The 13,680-nt window shown below is 42.4% G+C and carries 16 protein-coding genes; 10 read left to right on the forward strand and 6 right to left on the reverse strand.

What is annotated here, in order from left to right; genetic code table 11:
* Positions 1 to 22 precede the first annotated feature (22 nt).
* Entirely contained in the window at positions 23 to 1,792 is a 1,770-nt protein-coding gene (locus ACQY73_RS09875; protein WP_428664922.1) for a helix-hairpin-helix domain-containing protein, read from the reverse strand.
* Positions 1,793 to 2,252: 460 nt separating this feature from the next.
* Between ACQY73_RS09875 and ACQY73_RS09880 the strand changes: the two genes are divergently transcribed.
* The 3 genes from ACQY73_RS09880 (at position 2,253) to ACQY73_RS09890 (ending at position 3,938) form a co-directional block, all read left to right on the forward strand.
* Complete coding sequence (locus ACQY73_RS09880) at positions 2,253 to 3,203, forward strand: hypothetical protein (RefSeq protein WP_428664925.1); 951 nt, start codon at positions 2,253 to 2,255, stop codon at positions 3,201 to 3,203.
* 167 nt (positions 3,204 to 3,370) lie between these two features.
* The gene (locus ACQY73_RS09885; RefSeq protein ID WP_428664928.1) at positions 3,371 to 3,643 is read left to right on the forward strand and encodes a 2TM domain-containing protein; all 273 of its coding nucleotides are present in this window, start codon (positions 3,371 to 3,373) and stop codon (positions 3,641 to 3,643) included.
* A gap of 19 nt (positions 3,644 to 3,662) precedes the next feature.
* The gene (locus tag ACQY73_RS09890; RefSeq protein ID WP_428664930.1) at positions 3,663 to 3,938 is read left to right on the forward strand and encodes a 2TM domain-containing protein; all 276 of its coding nucleotides are present in this window, start codon (positions 3,663 to 3,665) and stop codon (positions 3,936 to 3,938) included.
* A gap of 70 nt (positions 3,939 to 4,008) precedes the next feature.
* Here the strand turns inward: ACQY73_RS09890 and ung are convergent, their stop codons facing one another.
* The gene (gene ung / locus ACQY73_RS09895) at positions 4,009 to 4,674 is read right to left on the reverse strand and encodes a uracil-DNA glycosylase (RefSeq protein ID WP_428664932.1); all 666 of its coding nucleotides are present in this window, start codon (positions 4,672 to 4,674) and stop codon (positions 4,009 to 4,011) included.
* Positions 4,675 to 4,843: 169 nt separating this feature from the next.
* Between ung and apaG the strand changes: the two genes are divergently transcribed.
* From apaG to ACQY73_RS09910, 3 genes are all read left to right on the forward strand, one after another.
* Positions 4,844 to 5,230, forward strand: coding sequence for a Co2+/Mg2+ efflux protein ApaG (apaG, locus tag ACQY73_RS09900; RefSeq protein ID WP_428664935.1), 387 nt, complete (start codon positions 4,844 to 4,846; stop codon positions 5,228 to 5,230).
* A 169-nt stretch (positions 5,231 to 5,399) separates the two neighbouring features.
* Positions 5,400 to 6,188 carry an O-methyltransferase gene (locus ACQY73_RS09905; RefSeq protein WP_428664938.1) on the forward strand — a complete coding sequence of 263 codons (789 nt, stop codon included), beginning with the start codon at positions 5,400 to 5,402 and terminating at the stop codon, positions 6,186 to 6,188.
* An 81-nt stretch (positions 6,189 to 6,269) separates the two neighbouring features.
* On the forward strand, positions 6,270 to 6,707 hold the full coding sequence (locus ACQY73_RS09910; RefSeq protein WP_428664941.1) for a MarR family winged helix-turn-helix transcriptional regulator: 438 nt from the start codon (positions 6,270 to 6,272) through the stop codon (positions 6,705 to 6,707).
* 10 nt (positions 6,708 to 6,717) lie between these two features.
* Here the strand turns inward: ACQY73_RS09910 and ACQY73_RS09915 are convergent, their stop codons facing one another.
* The gene (locus tag ACQY73_RS09915) at positions 6,718 to 7,833 is read right to left on the reverse strand and encodes an MFS transporter (protein WP_428664944.1); all 1,116 of its coding nucleotides are present in this window, start codon (positions 7,831 to 7,833) and stop codon (positions 6,718 to 6,720) included.
* A gap of 29 nt (positions 7,834 to 7,862) precedes the next feature.
* Entirely contained in the window at positions 7,863 to 8,765 is a 903-nt protein-coding gene (gene fmt, locus ACQY73_RS09920) for a methionyl-tRNA formyltransferase (RefSeq protein ID WP_428668443.1), read from the reverse strand.
* 305 nt (positions 8,766 to 9,070) lie between these two features.
* On the opposite strand from fmt, the gene greA reads away from it, so the two are divergent.
* Together greA and ACQY73_RS09930 are read left to right on the forward strand one after the other, a co-directional pair.
* Complete coding sequence (gene greA, locus ACQY73_RS09925; protein ID WP_428664947.1) at positions 9,071 to 9,544, forward strand: transcription elongation factor GreA; 474 nt, start codon at positions 9,071 to 9,073, stop codon at positions 9,542 to 9,544.
* Positions 9,545 to 9,913: 369 nt separating this feature from the next.
* Entirely contained in the window at positions 9,914 to 10,309 is a 396-nt protein-coding gene (locus tag ACQY73_RS09930; RefSeq protein ID WP_428664949.1) for a hypothetical protein, read from the forward strand.
* A gap of 63 nt (positions 10,310 to 10,372) precedes the next feature.
* Here the strand turns inward: ACQY73_RS09930 and ychF are convergent, their stop codons facing one another.
* Both ychF and ACQY73_RS09940 read right to left on the reverse strand, forming a co-directional pair.
* Positions 10,373 to 11,470, reverse strand: a complete 1,098-nt coding sequence (gene ychF / locus ACQY73_RS09935; protein ID WP_428664952.1) for a redox-regulated ATPase YchF — start codon at positions 11,468 to 11,470, stop codon at positions 10,373 to 10,375.
* Positions 11,471 to 11,683: 213 nt separating this feature from the next.
* Entirely contained in the window at positions 11,684 to 12,004 is a 321-nt protein-coding gene (locus ACQY73_RS09940) for a DUF3276 family protein (RefSeq protein ID WP_013925848.1), read from the reverse strand.
* A gap of 270 nt (positions 12,005 to 12,274) precedes the next feature.
* On the opposite strand from ACQY73_RS09940, the gene ACQY73_RS09945 reads away from it, so the two are divergent.
* Both ACQY73_RS09945 and ACQY73_RS09950 read left to right on the forward strand, forming a co-directional pair.
* Positions 12,275 to 12,721, forward strand: coding sequence for a septal ring lytic transglycosylase RlpA family protein (locus ACQY73_RS09945; protein ID WP_428664955.1), 447 nt, complete (start codon positions 12,275 to 12,277; stop codon positions 12,719 to 12,721).
* A 22-nt stretch (positions 12,722 to 12,743) separates the two neighbouring features.
* Complete coding sequence (locus tag ACQY73_RS09950) at positions 12,744 to 13,658, forward strand: DUF58 domain-containing protein (RefSeq protein WP_428664957.1); 915 nt, start codon at positions 12,744 to 12,746, stop codon at positions 13,656 to 13,658.
* Positions 13,659 to 13,680 lie beyond the last annotated feature (22 nt).

Here is a 13,680-nt window from a genome sequence, read left to right on the forward strand (position 1 = left end):
TATATTCTTTGCACTTTTTTCTCTACACTTTTTCCCTTTTCTGTAAATAGTCTTCGATTTGTGCCAAACTTAACGCATTGAACGTCATTTCTTTGGTTAGACCTCCTTTTCTGGCAACGTTTACGCCGTAGTGCATGTCAAAATACCCTTCTTTTTGGTGCGCATCGGGATTGATGCTGAGCATTACGCCTTTATCCATACAATACCGGATCCAACGCCAATCCAGGTCCAAACGCCACGGGCTTGCATTGATCTCAATCACAACCCCGTGTTGGGCACATGCGTCAATGATTACTTTATGATCAATAGGATAACCTTCACGGGCCAGTAATAAACGCCCGGTAGGATGCCCTAAAATAGTAGTGTAGGGATTTTCAATGGCTGCCAATAATCGACTCGTTGCTTTTTCGAGGTTCATGGTAAGGTTGCTGTGAACAGATGCCACCACATAATCAAAGGTTTTCAGTACTTCTTCAGGGTAGTCCAAAGAACCGTCACCGAGAATATCCGACTCAATTCCTTTGAGAATTTTGAACGGCTTGGTTGCATTTAAAGCCAATGATTGATTTAAACGATCAATCTCTTCGTGTTGCAGTTTGACGCGATCTGCGCGAAGGCCATTGGCATAACTTGCCGTTTGTGAGTGATCGGCGATGCCCAAATATTCAAACCCCAATTCCTGACAATACCGCGCCATTACTTCCAGACTGTGCTTTCCGTCGGAGTAGGTGCTGTGATTATGCAGAATTCCCCGCAGATCATCCCACGTGATCAAATCTTCATTTTTGTACTTAGCCAACCAATCAAATTCACCCATTCCTTCGCGCATTTCGGGAACTACGTACGGCAATTCGGCTTTTTGGTAAATCTCTTCCGCTGATTGTACAGACGCAATTCCATATGCTACCGCCAACAATGAATTGCCCAACGCCGTTGGTTGCCCTAAATGAGCCTCGGTACTTTCTAATATAAAGCGTTCGGTTTCAAATTTACTTGGGTACGCAAGCACGATTTCCACCTGAATTTCCAGCGTCTTTTTCTGTTCTACTTCTTCGCCCTGCGGTGGTAATTCTGTGGCTGTACTGCGATCTACGATCTTACCACGCCACACAAAAGGAGACGACAGTTTCTCGTTTTGCAACAACCAACCCACTTCATTGATTTGGCGCATCGCCACTACCGGCGACTCCGTACCGATCAATAGCTGTATCGTTTCAACCGTTTCGTTCTTCCGGGCTATTTCTCCCGTAATCGCCACATTTTGAAAACGTTTTTGAAGTTCCTGTAAAATCAGATCCGCCAAAATTGCGGCTTTATCCATACGTACTTTTCCTACTTGGCTTTGTAAAAATGCCATCGACGCAAGAATCTTTTGCTGAGTGCTTTCGCCAAAACCTTTCAATTTAGCGATCTGACCGGTCTCGCACGCCTCTCGCAAACCTTCAATGGTTTCAATGCCCAATTGTCGCCATATGGTCCCGATCTTTTTTGCACCAATTCCTTTTATTTTAAACATATCAAGCACGCCAACGGGTGTTTGCGCGATGAGTTGCTCAAGTTCCGCCAATCGTCCCGTCTGCACGATCTCCTGAATCTTGCCCGCCATGCTCTTACCCACTCCCGGCAATTGCGTCAACTCTGCCGCAGACATCGTTGTCAAATCCCGGTCATTGAGGCGACTCAGGTTAAAGGAGGCAGAAGTATAGGTGCGTATCTTAAAAGCATCAGCATCATGGAGTTCAAGCAGTTTACCGGTAAGTTCAAGGATATCTACAATTTCGTCGTTAGACATAATAAAAATGGATTAATGATTGATATTGTTAGAAAGGGGCTGTTATGGACAAAAATAGCCTAAATTAACGCAGATAAAACAAAGCCAAGGAATTCGGTTTCTTCCTGCAAAGCTAAAATTACAGCCTGATTTACGCCATCTTTTTCCCCTTTTCCGGTCTTTTTATATTATTTCAACTTTGCCTTTCGTTACCTTACCGGAAACACATTCCTGAAAAAGGCTTATCAGTACTTTGAAAAATACTAAAATTTAGACTCTTGGGGTAAAATTTTATATAATTTTCTACAAAATGGGGAAATAAAACCTCGCTCAAAAAGTAAAAACAGGCCAAAAAGCCTAAAAAAATTGAGTGGAATGGTATTTTAACCACCTTTAACACAACCATCGTACAAAAACTATAAATGACAAATTGCTTTACTTTTCTTTTAACTCATGTTTCACAAATCAAACAGTTACAATTATGGAAAGCAATCAGCAAAGCAAGGGTACATTCGCTTGGGTAGGACTAGTTATCATGACGTTGGCAGCGGGTGCATTTGGATTTATGTATTTTGATCAAAAAGATCAAACCGAGACAAAAGAGGTAGCGATCGTAGAAAAAGCAAAAGAGCTCGCATTTACCCAGACAAAATTAGATTCTGTCTCTCGTAATTTGGATGCAAAAATCGCTGAAACTCAACAACTTGGCGGTAACATCGAAGAGTTGATGAAAGTGAAGGCACGTTTGGAAACCGATAAAGCCAATTTGAAGAAAAACAGTCGGTTTGAAATTGCTAAGTATACTGCCAAAATCAAAGAGTACGAGCAGTTCTTGGCTGACAAAGACGTGGAACTTGCTAAACTTAGAGAAGAAAATACTGTGTTGACGGCAACTAACCAAACGTTAAATACCGAAAATACAGGTCTTAAAACCGAAAAAGAAGCTTTAACGCAGGTTAAACAACAGCTTACCGACTCTGTAATGACCTACAGCAGCCAAAACCGTGAGTTGAGCGAAAAAGTAGCTATTGGTGCTGCTCTTAAAGCTGAAAACATTAAAGTATTGGCTGTAACGCCCAAAGGCAAAATCAAAGACGATGACAGCTACAAAGCAAAACGAGTGGACAAGATCAAATTGCAATTCACTTTGCCATCTAACCCACTTACGCAATCAGACGAAAAAGAAATCTATGTACGAGTTCTTGATCCTGATGGTGCTGTAATCTCTGACGAAGCAATGGGCTCAGGTAAATTCAACTGGAAAGGTCAGGAAATGATGTTTACCACGAAAGATCGAGTAGCCTACCAAAATACAAATCAAATGGTTGAAATGACCTATGACAATGCACAGAAATTCCGTCCCGGTAAATACAGTGTAGAAGTATATTCCGAAGGATTCCGCATTGGATCAAGCAACTTCACCATTAAATAATTCGACAGGGCAATTGACTCTTTAAAAAGCCCGATTCATCTTCTTAAAAGTCAAGTCCGTCGGAATGCGGTTGGGAACCTCCCAACCGCATTTTATTTTTGGTACATCATTCAGCCGAAAACAAATTATAAAAACCAAGCATCTCAACCTTAAAACTCTATAACACAATGGAAACGCAACGCGACCCCGAACTTTGGAAAATGGCAAAAGCAAGAGCTGCTTTCAAAAGCCACCTTTACGTTTATCTTTTTGTCAATGCCGGTCTTTGGGCATTATGGGCATTTGGCGCGTTTTGGGATCGTGGCACCAGGTATCCTTGGCCAATATGGACTACATTTGGTTGGGGAATAGGGCTTGTATCGCATTATTTCGGAGCCTATACTTACAGCGAAAAAAGAATGGTAGAACGTGAGTATCAGAAGCTTTTGAACAAACAGTAATCATTTAACTCACTTTGCCATGCAACCACGTGATGAAAAGCTTTGGAAAGTAGCCAAGCGCCGGGCTCATTTCCAACGTGATCTGATGTCCTACTTTTTCACCAATGCCATTTTGATCGCCATTTGGTATTTTACTTCCGGACCGCACAACCATTTTTGGCCGGGTTGGGTATTGTTTTTTTGGGGAATAGGCGTAGCCACTCAATATTACCGAGCTTACATACGGCCCGACGACGCTGACCTCGCGGAGCAGGAATACCAAAAGCTATTGGAAGAAAAACAAAAAGGGTTATAAAACAGTTAATAAACGGTGGTCCATAGCAATTGGGTTTATGCAATCTCTATGGACCAACATATATTTTACCCTACCATTCAATTTCAGGCAAGCCTTTGGCTTTTAAATAATTATTGGCCTGACTGAAGTGCTTATTTCCGAACCATCCTCCATAATTGGCCGACATGGGCGAAGGGTGCTTTGATTTCAAAACGAAATGCTTCTTTGAATCAATGATTTTTCCTTTGTCTTGAGCGTATTTGCCCCACAGCAAAAACACAAGTCCCTCTTTATCATCGTTCAAATGACGAATTACGGCGTCGGTAAAACGCTCCCAGCCGTGGCCCTGATGTGAGCCGGGCTTGCCTTCGCGTACTGTCAATGTAGCATTCAGCAGCAACACCCCCTGCTCAGCCCATCGTTCAAGATTTCCTGTACGTGGAAAAGGCTTTCCCAGATCATCCTGAATTTCTTTGAAAATATTAACGAGCGAAGGAGGCGTCGGAACGCCGTCATTGACCGAAAAACAAAGCCCATTGGCCTGCCCTTTTCCATGATAAGGGTCTTGGCCCAGTATCACTACTTTGGTTTTATCAAAAGGGCACTTGTCAAACGCGTTGAACATTAATTTGCCCGGCGGATAAATGGTTTGTGTGGCGTATTCCTGTCGCACAAAGGCCACGAGATCAGCAAAATATTGCTGTTCAAATTCAGGCTGCAATCGGGTTTTCCACGAAGCTTCAATCTTAATATCCATAGAAATAATGAAAGTGGGAGAAATAGTATCAGGTTACATTTATCAGGTTAAAAATAGCATGCCCATGCGATTCGTTTTAAACAACAAGGCACTTTTTTGACAAAGATTTGGTTTTTTTAACGATTAAAACCTAATTTTGGTTATAAAGTTAGTAAAGCTTCATAAAACCATGACATCCGCGATTACAGAAGGCGTTCGAGTAAGCGTTTTGACGCAATATCAGCCCGAATATTCGAGCCCGATGCAGGCCCATTTTGTATTTACGTATCGGATCACTATTGAAAATCACAGTGAGCATACGGTACAATTACTGCGTCGGCACTGGTTTATCCACGATTCTAACGGCACCGTTCGGGAAGTGGAGGGTGAAGGAGTAGTGGGACAACAACCCGTATTGGAACCCGGTGAAGTACACGAATACGTATCCGGCTGCAATCTTCGCACCAGCATGGGCAAAATGGGCGGCACGTATTTGATGGAACGCGTCATGGACGGCAAACAATTTCGCGTGACCATTCCTGAATTTACAATGATCGCTCCTTATCGTCTGAATTGATTCATTTCATCAGTGCTGGCAAAGCAATCATTAAAATCATTTTGCCTAATTCTGCAAAACGCTGCAATACGCTAAAAATCAACCGATTGCTTATTTAGTTTTCGGTTTATCATTTTGCAGTTTCTCGGTTTTACATTTTTCAGTTTTACATCCACCAATTTCCCTGACTTTGTTTCTTCGTCCTATCTTTCGCTATTTATTTTCTGCCCAAAACGAGCACGGCCTTCATTCTCCTTTTGTATTCGACCTTTATTTAAATACGATCAGGAAAGACACTGAACAACCGAAATTTGAATCCATAGAAGCCTTGCGTTCCGAAATGCTTCAAAGCCGGGAAACCCTGAAAATCACCGATCTTGGGGCAGGTTCCAAAGTAAACCCCTCTCCTATCCGCGAAGTGCGCGACATTGCCGGGCATTCCAAAAAATCAGCTCAATTAGGTCGGCTTTTTTACCGTCTCATTCGTCATTTTAATTATCACACTATTTTTGATCTCGGCACTTCGCTGGGAATGACAACGCTTTATCTGGCTTCGACCAAAAAAGATGCGCAGGTCGTCACCTTTGAAGGCTGCCCCGAAACGGCCAAAATGGCCCAACGAAATTTTGAGCAATTTGACACATTGGCGCCGATTCAGGTCGTGGTCGGAAATTTGGATGAAACCTTGCCCGCGCAGGTTGCGGCGGTTTCCAATATTGATTTTGCGTTTTTTGATGCCAATCACCGCTACGAACCTACCGTCCGCTATTTTGAAACCTGTCTGACCAAAGCAAATGACGACAGTCTTTTTGTATTTGACGATATTCATTGGTCGCCGGAAATGGAAGCCGCCTGGAAGTATATCACCGCTCATGCTGCTGTTTCGGTCACCATTGATCTTTTTTCGGTTGGTTTGGTCTTTTTTCGCAAAAAACAGCCCAAACAAAATTTTGTGTTGCGCTGGCCATTTTGGCGATAGTTTTGCCGTTTTAAAAATCCTCCCTTAATTTGCGAAACAAATATTAGCAAGCTAATACTTTAACTTTTAGTCTATTACCCCATGACTCACCCTTCCGATTCTCGTGCCTACTTTTTCAAGATTGATACAACCATCAAAAAAATCCGAAATGTCCTGCAAAAACGTTTCAACGATGCCGGGTTTGACTTGACGGTAGATCAGTGGGTATTGATTGACCATGTAGCCAGAAATCAGGGAATCAGTCAAAATACTTTGGCAGAACTGACCACTAAAGATGCTCCTACGGTGACACGTATTTTGGATCTGCTCGTTAAAAAGGGGCTGGTAGAACGACGCATGTCGGATGAAGATCGCCGCAAGTTCAATATTTATTTGATGCCCGAAGGCACAAAAACCTTTGAAATGGTGCTGCCTGTGGTCAAAGAAATTCGTCGCCAAGGTTGGGGGGAACTTAACGAAGAGGATTATGAGCATTTTGTCCGAATCATGGATTCAATCTATCAGAATTTTAACGAATAGTTTTCGACAACTATTCCTCTATTTTCCGGCTTAAAAACAGCATTATCCCAAACAGTAATACAACAAACAACAACGCTGCCCGCAGTCCCTGCGAATCCGCCAAAAAGCCGATCACCGGCGGGCCGAACAAAAATCCGAAATAACCCAAGGTTGTCACCATTGCCAACCCCACGCCATTGGGCAAAGATTTGTTATGGCCGGCGGTACTGTACACAATCGGAATGATGGTTGACATACCCAAACCTACCAGAAAAAGCCCGCCAATTGCCACCCAGACGGAAGGAATGATCAATGCGATAATCAGTCCCAGCATTGCCAGCGCAGAATTAGCGAATATCAGGCGTTTATCACCCCAAATCGTACGCACTTTATCACCGCCAAAACGCCCTATCGTCATTGCTGCCGAGAACGCCGACAAGCCCAAAGGAGCAACGGAGGCATCGGTTTGCAGAACATTTTTCAAATAATTGGTACTCCAATCGGCCATTGCGCCCTCTCCCAACATGGCACAAAAAGCTATTAATCCCATAAAAAGCATCGAACGGTCGGGCATGCGAAAGGCTACTCCTTCGTTGGATGGTTTAACGGTATCAGGAATCAGAAAGAAGAGGCAACCGATAGCCAGCAGCAAACTTCCCGCCGAAACGATGGTAAAATGAGAAGTAATAGAAAATTGAACAAAAAATGAACCACTCAAAGCTCCGAGCATCATACCTACGCTGAAAATAGCATGAAAGGACGACATCATCGCGGCCTGATAACGTTGCTCAATGGCTACTGCCTGCGCATTCATTGCCACATCCAACGCACCCATAAATGCTCCTATAATGTAGAAAAAAACGGCTAAGTGCCATTTAACCGTGAGCAAAGGGAATAAAAATAATGAACAACAAAACAACAGAAGCGATAATGTAGTGGCGTATTTGCTGCCACGGCGCGCAATCAGCCATCCGGCAAGCGGCATAGAAGTCAGCGAACCAATGGCTACACAAAGCAGCATTAGGCCTAAGGTGCTGTTATTGAGCGAAAAAAGAGTTTGAATACTTGGTAATCGGGTACTCCAGTTGGTGTAAATGAATCCACAAATGAAGAAAATCAAACTGACAGATATGCGACTTGGAGGCATACGAAATGGAGTTAAAATAGGAAATTCAATTATAGTTTGGCACCGCGCAGGAATTCTTCAATCCCCATGCGTTTTTTGCCTTCGAGTTGCAATTCTTCAATCGCGACCCAACCATCAGCCGTTTTAAAATGTAGGAATGACTTATGATCAGTCATAAATTGCCCGACTTCAACCGTTTCCGTTTGCATTTCTTTGTTGGCAGTTGACACTTTAAATACTTTACAAATTTTTCCATTGAGTGTAGTCCAAGCCGTTGGATAAGGAGATAAACCCCGCACAAAATTACGAATAGCCGACGCGGATTGATTCCATTGGATCTCGCAGGTTTCTTTAAATATCTTGGGCGCGGCTTTCAAAACGCCCGCTTCAGCTTGGGGTAGTTGAGGGTAATTGCCTTCTTCTACTGCCTCTACTGTTCGTACCACCAACTCCGCGCCTTTTTGCATTAATCGCTCATACAGTGTGCCTACTGTATCATATTCATGAATCGGCTCCGTTTCCTGAAAAATAATTTTTCCTGTATCAATTTCATGTTCAAGAAAGAATGTCGTTACACCCGTCTGTGTTTCACCGTTGATAATGGCCCAATTGATCGGCGCTGCGCCACGGTACTGCGGCAAAAGGGATGCATGGAGGTTGAAGGTGCCTTTCGGCGGCATATTCCAAACAACTTCGGGCAACATTCGGAACGCAACCACAATTTGCAGATCAGCTTTATAACTGCTTAATTCTTCTAAAAAAGCAGGATTTTTGAGTTTTTCGGGTTGTAGGACGGGAATTCCCTGCGATACAGCATATTGTTTTACGGGGGAAGGAGTCAATTGCAAGCCGCGACCGGCGGGTTTATCAGGTGCGGTAATAACAGCCACTACATTTGCGCCGGTTTCCACAAGCTTTTGAAGACTGCTAACCGCAAATTCAGGCGTGCCCATAAAAATAATCCGAAGTCTTGCCATAAGAAGTTAAATTCTACGTTTAAAGTAGTACAATAAGGCTATTTTTTAGGATAAAGCCCTTGGAGATATTGATTTCAGTTGCAAATATTGCTAATTTTGTGATTCAATTCTCGACTATGAACCGACACGCCAAATACTTTTCGGTCTTACAGAAGAAGTGACAGATTCTACCATCCTGTTTGTAGAGCGGTCATTTCACCGTTCTTTTTTTTTGTCCATAGTGAAAGAAATTTCTTTACCATTAACACATATCATTAACAATTAACGTACAGTAAAGCAAAATGGCTAAAATACAGTACTACACCGAAGAAGGTCTCAATAAGCTTAAAGCTGAATTGCAGGACTTAAAAACGCGGGGCCGACAAGAAATAGCAAGAGCAATAGCTGAAGCTCGCGACAAGGGTGATTTAAGCGAAAATGCTGAATACGACGCCGCCAAAGAAGCACAAGGATTGCACGAAGCAAAAATCTCTAAGCTGGAAGAAGTCTTGGGCAACGCCCGGATTCTTGATGAATCGTCTATCGATACATCTTTGGTAGCTGTTTTGTCTAAAGTCAAAATAAAGAACCGTAAGAACAACGCTGTGGTTACTTACACGCTGGTGTCTGAAGAAGAAGCTGATCTAAAACTTGGCAAGATTTCCGTAGGCTCCCCCATTGGCAAAGGCCTTTTAGGTAAAAAAGTAGGCGATGTTGCGCTGTTTCAAGTTCCTGCCGGAGCCATGGAATTTGAAGTATTGGAAATATCGCGCTAGTTCTTACTACTGCCGACCAATGTGCCGGCATAGATTTTGAACTAAAAAGTGGGTAGCCTTTCGAAAGGCTACCCACTTTTTTTATTTCCGAATAAAATTTTTTATTTTAGATAGTTGGTCTCAAAAACAACCTGTTTGGTTGCTTTTTCTGCGAAATTCAGCCAAATATAATTTGGCTAACGGTGATTTAAGGATTTTAACTGTTTTTTTGAGTAAAATTACTTTAAAAACAAACTAAGTATAATCTTTGAATAATCAAATTACTTATAGAATAAATTATGATATATGGTTTTTACTTACAAGATTTGCTCAACAAAAATCATTTTTTGAGTAATATCGCTAAGTATTCCAAAATCAGAACGTATCAAAATGAATTATCAACCACCCGTATATTTGACTCCTTATCTATACATGACCAACGAAGAAGTTGCGATTGTGGATGGATTGGTAGACCACCGGGAAATGCCCAAAAAGTTTGATTCAAATCGGGTCATTACCTATTTCGAAGGTCAGGATTTTTGTTTGGTCCTTTATTTTGCAGATCTCAAAGATCAGGGCTTCCAAAAATATGTTGTCAGCGATTTTTCAGTGAATGTGGAAGAAATGTACATTCTTTCAAATTCACTGGCTCATATGATCGCAGAAGGAGTTAATATTCACTTGTTGAGTCAAGCCAAAAATCGGGTAGATGCGATGATCCAAATGTCAGGCACCTTTCGGGCGTTGTTTGGCAAAAAAAAGTCGGCGGAAGCAGAAGAATGGTAATCTAAAAAACGTCGGCGAGGTTTGGAACGGAGACGCCCGGTCCTCGCCGACGTTACAATACCATCAAACATTAAAGCGGAAGTGCATGATATCACCATCCTGCACCACGTACTCTTTTCCTTCAACCGAAATTTTACCGGCATCCCGGCAGGCAGCTTCTGTTTTATATTTTTCGTAATCAGGCAATTTTATTACTTCTGCCCGAATAAATCCTTTCTCAAAGTCGGTATGGATCACCCCTGCGGCCTGGGGAGCTTTCCAACCACGCTGAATCGTCCAGGCCCGCACTTCTTTTACACCCGCCGTAAAGTATGTGATCAGGTTCAGAATATGATATGATGCCCGAATCAATTTATTCAATCCCGATTCCTGCAAACCGTATTCTTCCAGAAAAACAGCGCGTTCTTCAGGATCTTCCATTTCAGCAATCTCAGACTCAATCGCGGCGCAAAGAACAATTACATCGGCTTTTTCTTCCGCAATAGCTGCCTTCAATTGATCTACATATTCGTTCCCGTTGATAATAGACGATTCATCCACGTTGGCTACGTAAATGACCGGCTTGATGGTCAACAATTGCAGATCAGAGATGGCCGCTTTTTCTTCTTCCGTCAGGCCCACTGCGCGCACACTTTTTCCCTGCAACAACGCATTTTTGACCCGAGTAATAATTTCAAGTTCGACCTTGGCTTTGGCATCTCCCACACGGGCAGCTTTTTCAACCCGGGCAAATTTCTTTTCGATGGAGTCTAAATCTTTCAATTGAAGCTCCAGATCAATGATCTCTTTGTCGCTTACGGGATTTACGCGCCCTTCTACGTGTACAATGTTATCATCTGCAAAGCAACGTACCACGTGAATGATAGCATCCACTTCACGAATATTTGCCAAAAACTGATTTCCCAGTCCCTGACCTTTGCTGGCGCCGCGTACAAGGCCGGCAATATCTACGATTTCGACGATGGTAGGCACCATACGTTGCGGCTTCACTAAGCCTTCCAGTATTTGCATCCGGCCGTCGGGTACTTCTACCACTCCTACGTTGGGTTCAATGGTACAGAAGGGATAATTGGCTGCTTCAGCCTTTGCACTTGATAATGCACTAAACAGGGTGGATTTGCCCACATTCGGCAATCCGACAATACCACATTGGAGAGACATTCCGGGAGTTTTTAGTTTTTAGTTGCCGGTTTGGCAGAAAATCGATCAGCGTCGAAATGTATATTTTTTCATTTCATTGCCAAAGACACACAACAATAATTGGACACACTTAAATGAGGTCGCAAAATTAGTATATTTAGGCTTACCTACAAAACCAAAAGGCCTCCGGCAAATACCGGAGGCAAGTCATTGGATAGTTTTATAAAACAGGTATTACTCCCACTTCAGATCGCTACCACTATAATCTTCTTCCTCACGTACGGCGTATTGTGAGAAATCAATATTTGGCATTAATTCTGTTTTGATGTGATTTACAGTGTCTTGAAGTGCATCTACAAATTTGTCAAAATCTTCTTTGTAGAGAAACATCTTGTGCTTTTCATACGCAAATCCGTCTCCCTGCGGAAAACGGCGACTCTCAGTGATGGTTAGGTAATAATCATTTGAACGAGTCGAACGCACATCAAAAAAGTAAGTTCTTTTACCGGCTTTTACGCGCTTAGAGTAGATTTTCTCTCTGTCTTTATCTTCCACTATACTTGGTAGGTTTAGAGTTTAACCAAACGCTAAAGTACATGTTTTGTTGCTGCCTTTCAAAATTTTTGTAAAATAAAGTTACCACCTTTTACGTTATCAAAAACATGCCTTTTAAAATAGGTTTTGTAAAAAACATAGTTTATATTAAATTTGCATCTAATTATCAACCTTTAACCCTTTAAAAGGTTGCATTTTTTTGAGTAGGCTTCGAGGTAAAAGCTCTGTGGAAACCCTTTCTTTAACTGGAAATAAACCCGAAAAGACCCTATGTATTCTACTGCATTTTATTTAGTTTTACTGCTTTCACTTTTCAAATTAAATCCTGCCTCGGCGCAGTTGCTGGGCAAAGAAGAAAAAGGAAATGCCTCTTTTTACAACAAAATGTTTGAAGGTCGGCAGACTTCTTTCGGCGAAAAATTTGATCAAAAAGAATTAACCGCCGCCCATCGTTCACTTCCTTTCAATACTATGATCGAAGTAACGAATTTATCAAACAATAAATCGGTGATCGTAAGAGTTAATGACCGAGGCCCCTTTCATAACAAACGTCTGGTCGATCTGACCCGCGCTGCGGCAGAACACTTGGGTTTTATTAAATCCGGTATCGCGTCAGTCAGGCTCAGGGTGGTGGGAATGGAGGGAATGATCCTGCTCGGCCATAATGAGATCATCACCGACACGGGCGACATCATTGAAAAGGCCAACAAACTTTAACCTTTTTATTAACTAACTGCCAATGAGTACACGCACCTTAGATGTTTCAAGAGTAAGACAGTACGGGAATCTGGAATTTTTGGCTCGGCAGTTGGTGGAAGGTTTTATTACCGGTCTTCACAAATCTCCCTTTCACGGTTTTTCGGTCGAATTTGCCGAACATCGCCTCTATAATACGGGCGAAACCACCCGGCATATTGACTGGAAAGTGTATGGAAAAACCGATCGTTTGTTTGTAAAACGCTACGAAGAAGAAACCAACCTGCGCTGTCATTTATTGATAGACACCTCTTCGTCAATGTATTATCCTGAGCCAAATCACGATAAGATCACGTTTAGTGCGATGGCAGCGGCAAGTATTGCCAATCTGCTCCAACGCCAGAAAGACGCCGTGAGCTTGTGTACTTTTTCGGATAAGATCGAAATTCAGACGCCCGTCAAGTCAACCCCTTCCCACGTTCATAAGATATTTTTGGATTTGGAGAGTATACTCCAAAAACCCAAAGATCAACGCAAAACAGCCGTAGCGGATGTGCTGCACCTGATCGCCGAGAAAATACATAAACGCTCACTGGTGGTTATTTTCAGCGATATGTTTGAAGATATAAACCAAACAGATCGCATTTTTTCGGCTATGCAACACCTGCGCCACAATCTCCACGAAGTGCTTCTGTTTCACGTTACTGACCGCAAAACCGAAGAAGAATTTGCGTTTGATGATCGTCCTTATGAATTCATTGATCTGGAATCGGGTGAAAAAGTAAAGGTTCAGCCCGGGCAAGTCAAAAAACACTATCAGGAAGCAGTCAAAAAATATTATCACGATTTAAAGCTAAAATGCGGTCAGTATAAAATTGACTTTATTGAAGCCGACGTAGCCAAAGGGTATGACCAAATTCTTTCGGCTTATTTGGTAAAGAGAAACAAGATGCGTTGAGAAAAGAGATTACCAAAATCCG

The organism is Runella sp. (assembly GCF_965279615.1).
In the GTDB taxonomy this organism is placed as follows: domain Bacteria; phylum Bacteroidota; class Bacteroidia; order Cytophagales; family Spirosomataceae; genus Runella.

Coding starts and splice junctions, on each gene's coding strand:
- ychF (WP_428664952.1), bottom strand. CDS start 11,470: ATGTCTCTCCAATGTGGTATTGTCGGATTGCCGAATGTGGGCAAATCC.
- greA (WP_428664947.1), top strand. CDS start 9,071: ATGGCTAAAATACAGTACTACACCGAAGAAGGTCTCAATAAGCTTAAA.
- ACQY73_RS09885 (WP_428664928.1), top strand. CDS start 3,371: ATGGAAACGCAACGCGACCCCGAACTTTGGAAAATGGCAAAAGCAAGA.
- apaG (WP_428664935.1), top strand. CDS start 4,844: ATGACATCCGCGATTACAGAAGGCGTTCGAGTAAGCGTTTTGACGCAA.
- ACQY73_RS09875 (WP_428664922.1), bottom strand. CDS start 1,792: ATGTCTAACGACGAAATTGTAGATATCCTTGAACTTACCGGTAAACTG.
- ung (WP_428664932.1), bottom strand. CDS start 4,674: ATGGATATTAAGATTGAAGCTTCGTGGAAAACCCGATTGCAGCCTGAA.
- ACQY73_RS09890 (WP_428664930.1), top strand. CDS start 3,663: ATGCAACCACGTGATGAAAAGCTTTGGAAAGTAGCCAAGCGCCGGGCT.
- ACQY73_RS09930 (WP_428664949.1), top strand. CDS start 9,914: ATGAATTATCAACCACCCGTATATTTGACTCCTTATCTATACATGACC.
- ACQY73_RS09910 (WP_428664941.1), top strand. CDS start 6,270: ATGACTCACCCTTCCGATTCTCGTGCCTACTTTTTCAAGATTGATACA.
- ACQY73_RS09915 (WP_428664944.1), bottom strand. CDS start 7,833: ATGCCTCCAAGTCGCATATCTGTCAGTTTGATTTTCTTCATTTGTGGA.
- ACQY73_RS09880 (WP_428664925.1), top strand. CDS start 2,253: ATGGAAAGCAATCAGCAAAGCAAGGGTACATTCGCTTGGGTAGGACTA.
- ACQY73_RS09950 (WP_428664957.1), top strand. CDS start 12,744: ATGAGTACACGCACCTTAGATGTTTCAAGAGTAAGACAGTACGGGAAT.
- ACQY73_RS09945 (WP_428664955.1), top strand. CDS start 12,275: ATGTATTCTACTGCATTTTATTTAGTTTTACTGCTTTCACTTTTCAAA.
- fmt (WP_428668443.1), bottom strand. CDS start 8,765: ATGGGCACGCCTGAATTTGCGGTTAGCAGTCTTCAAAAGCTTGTGGAA.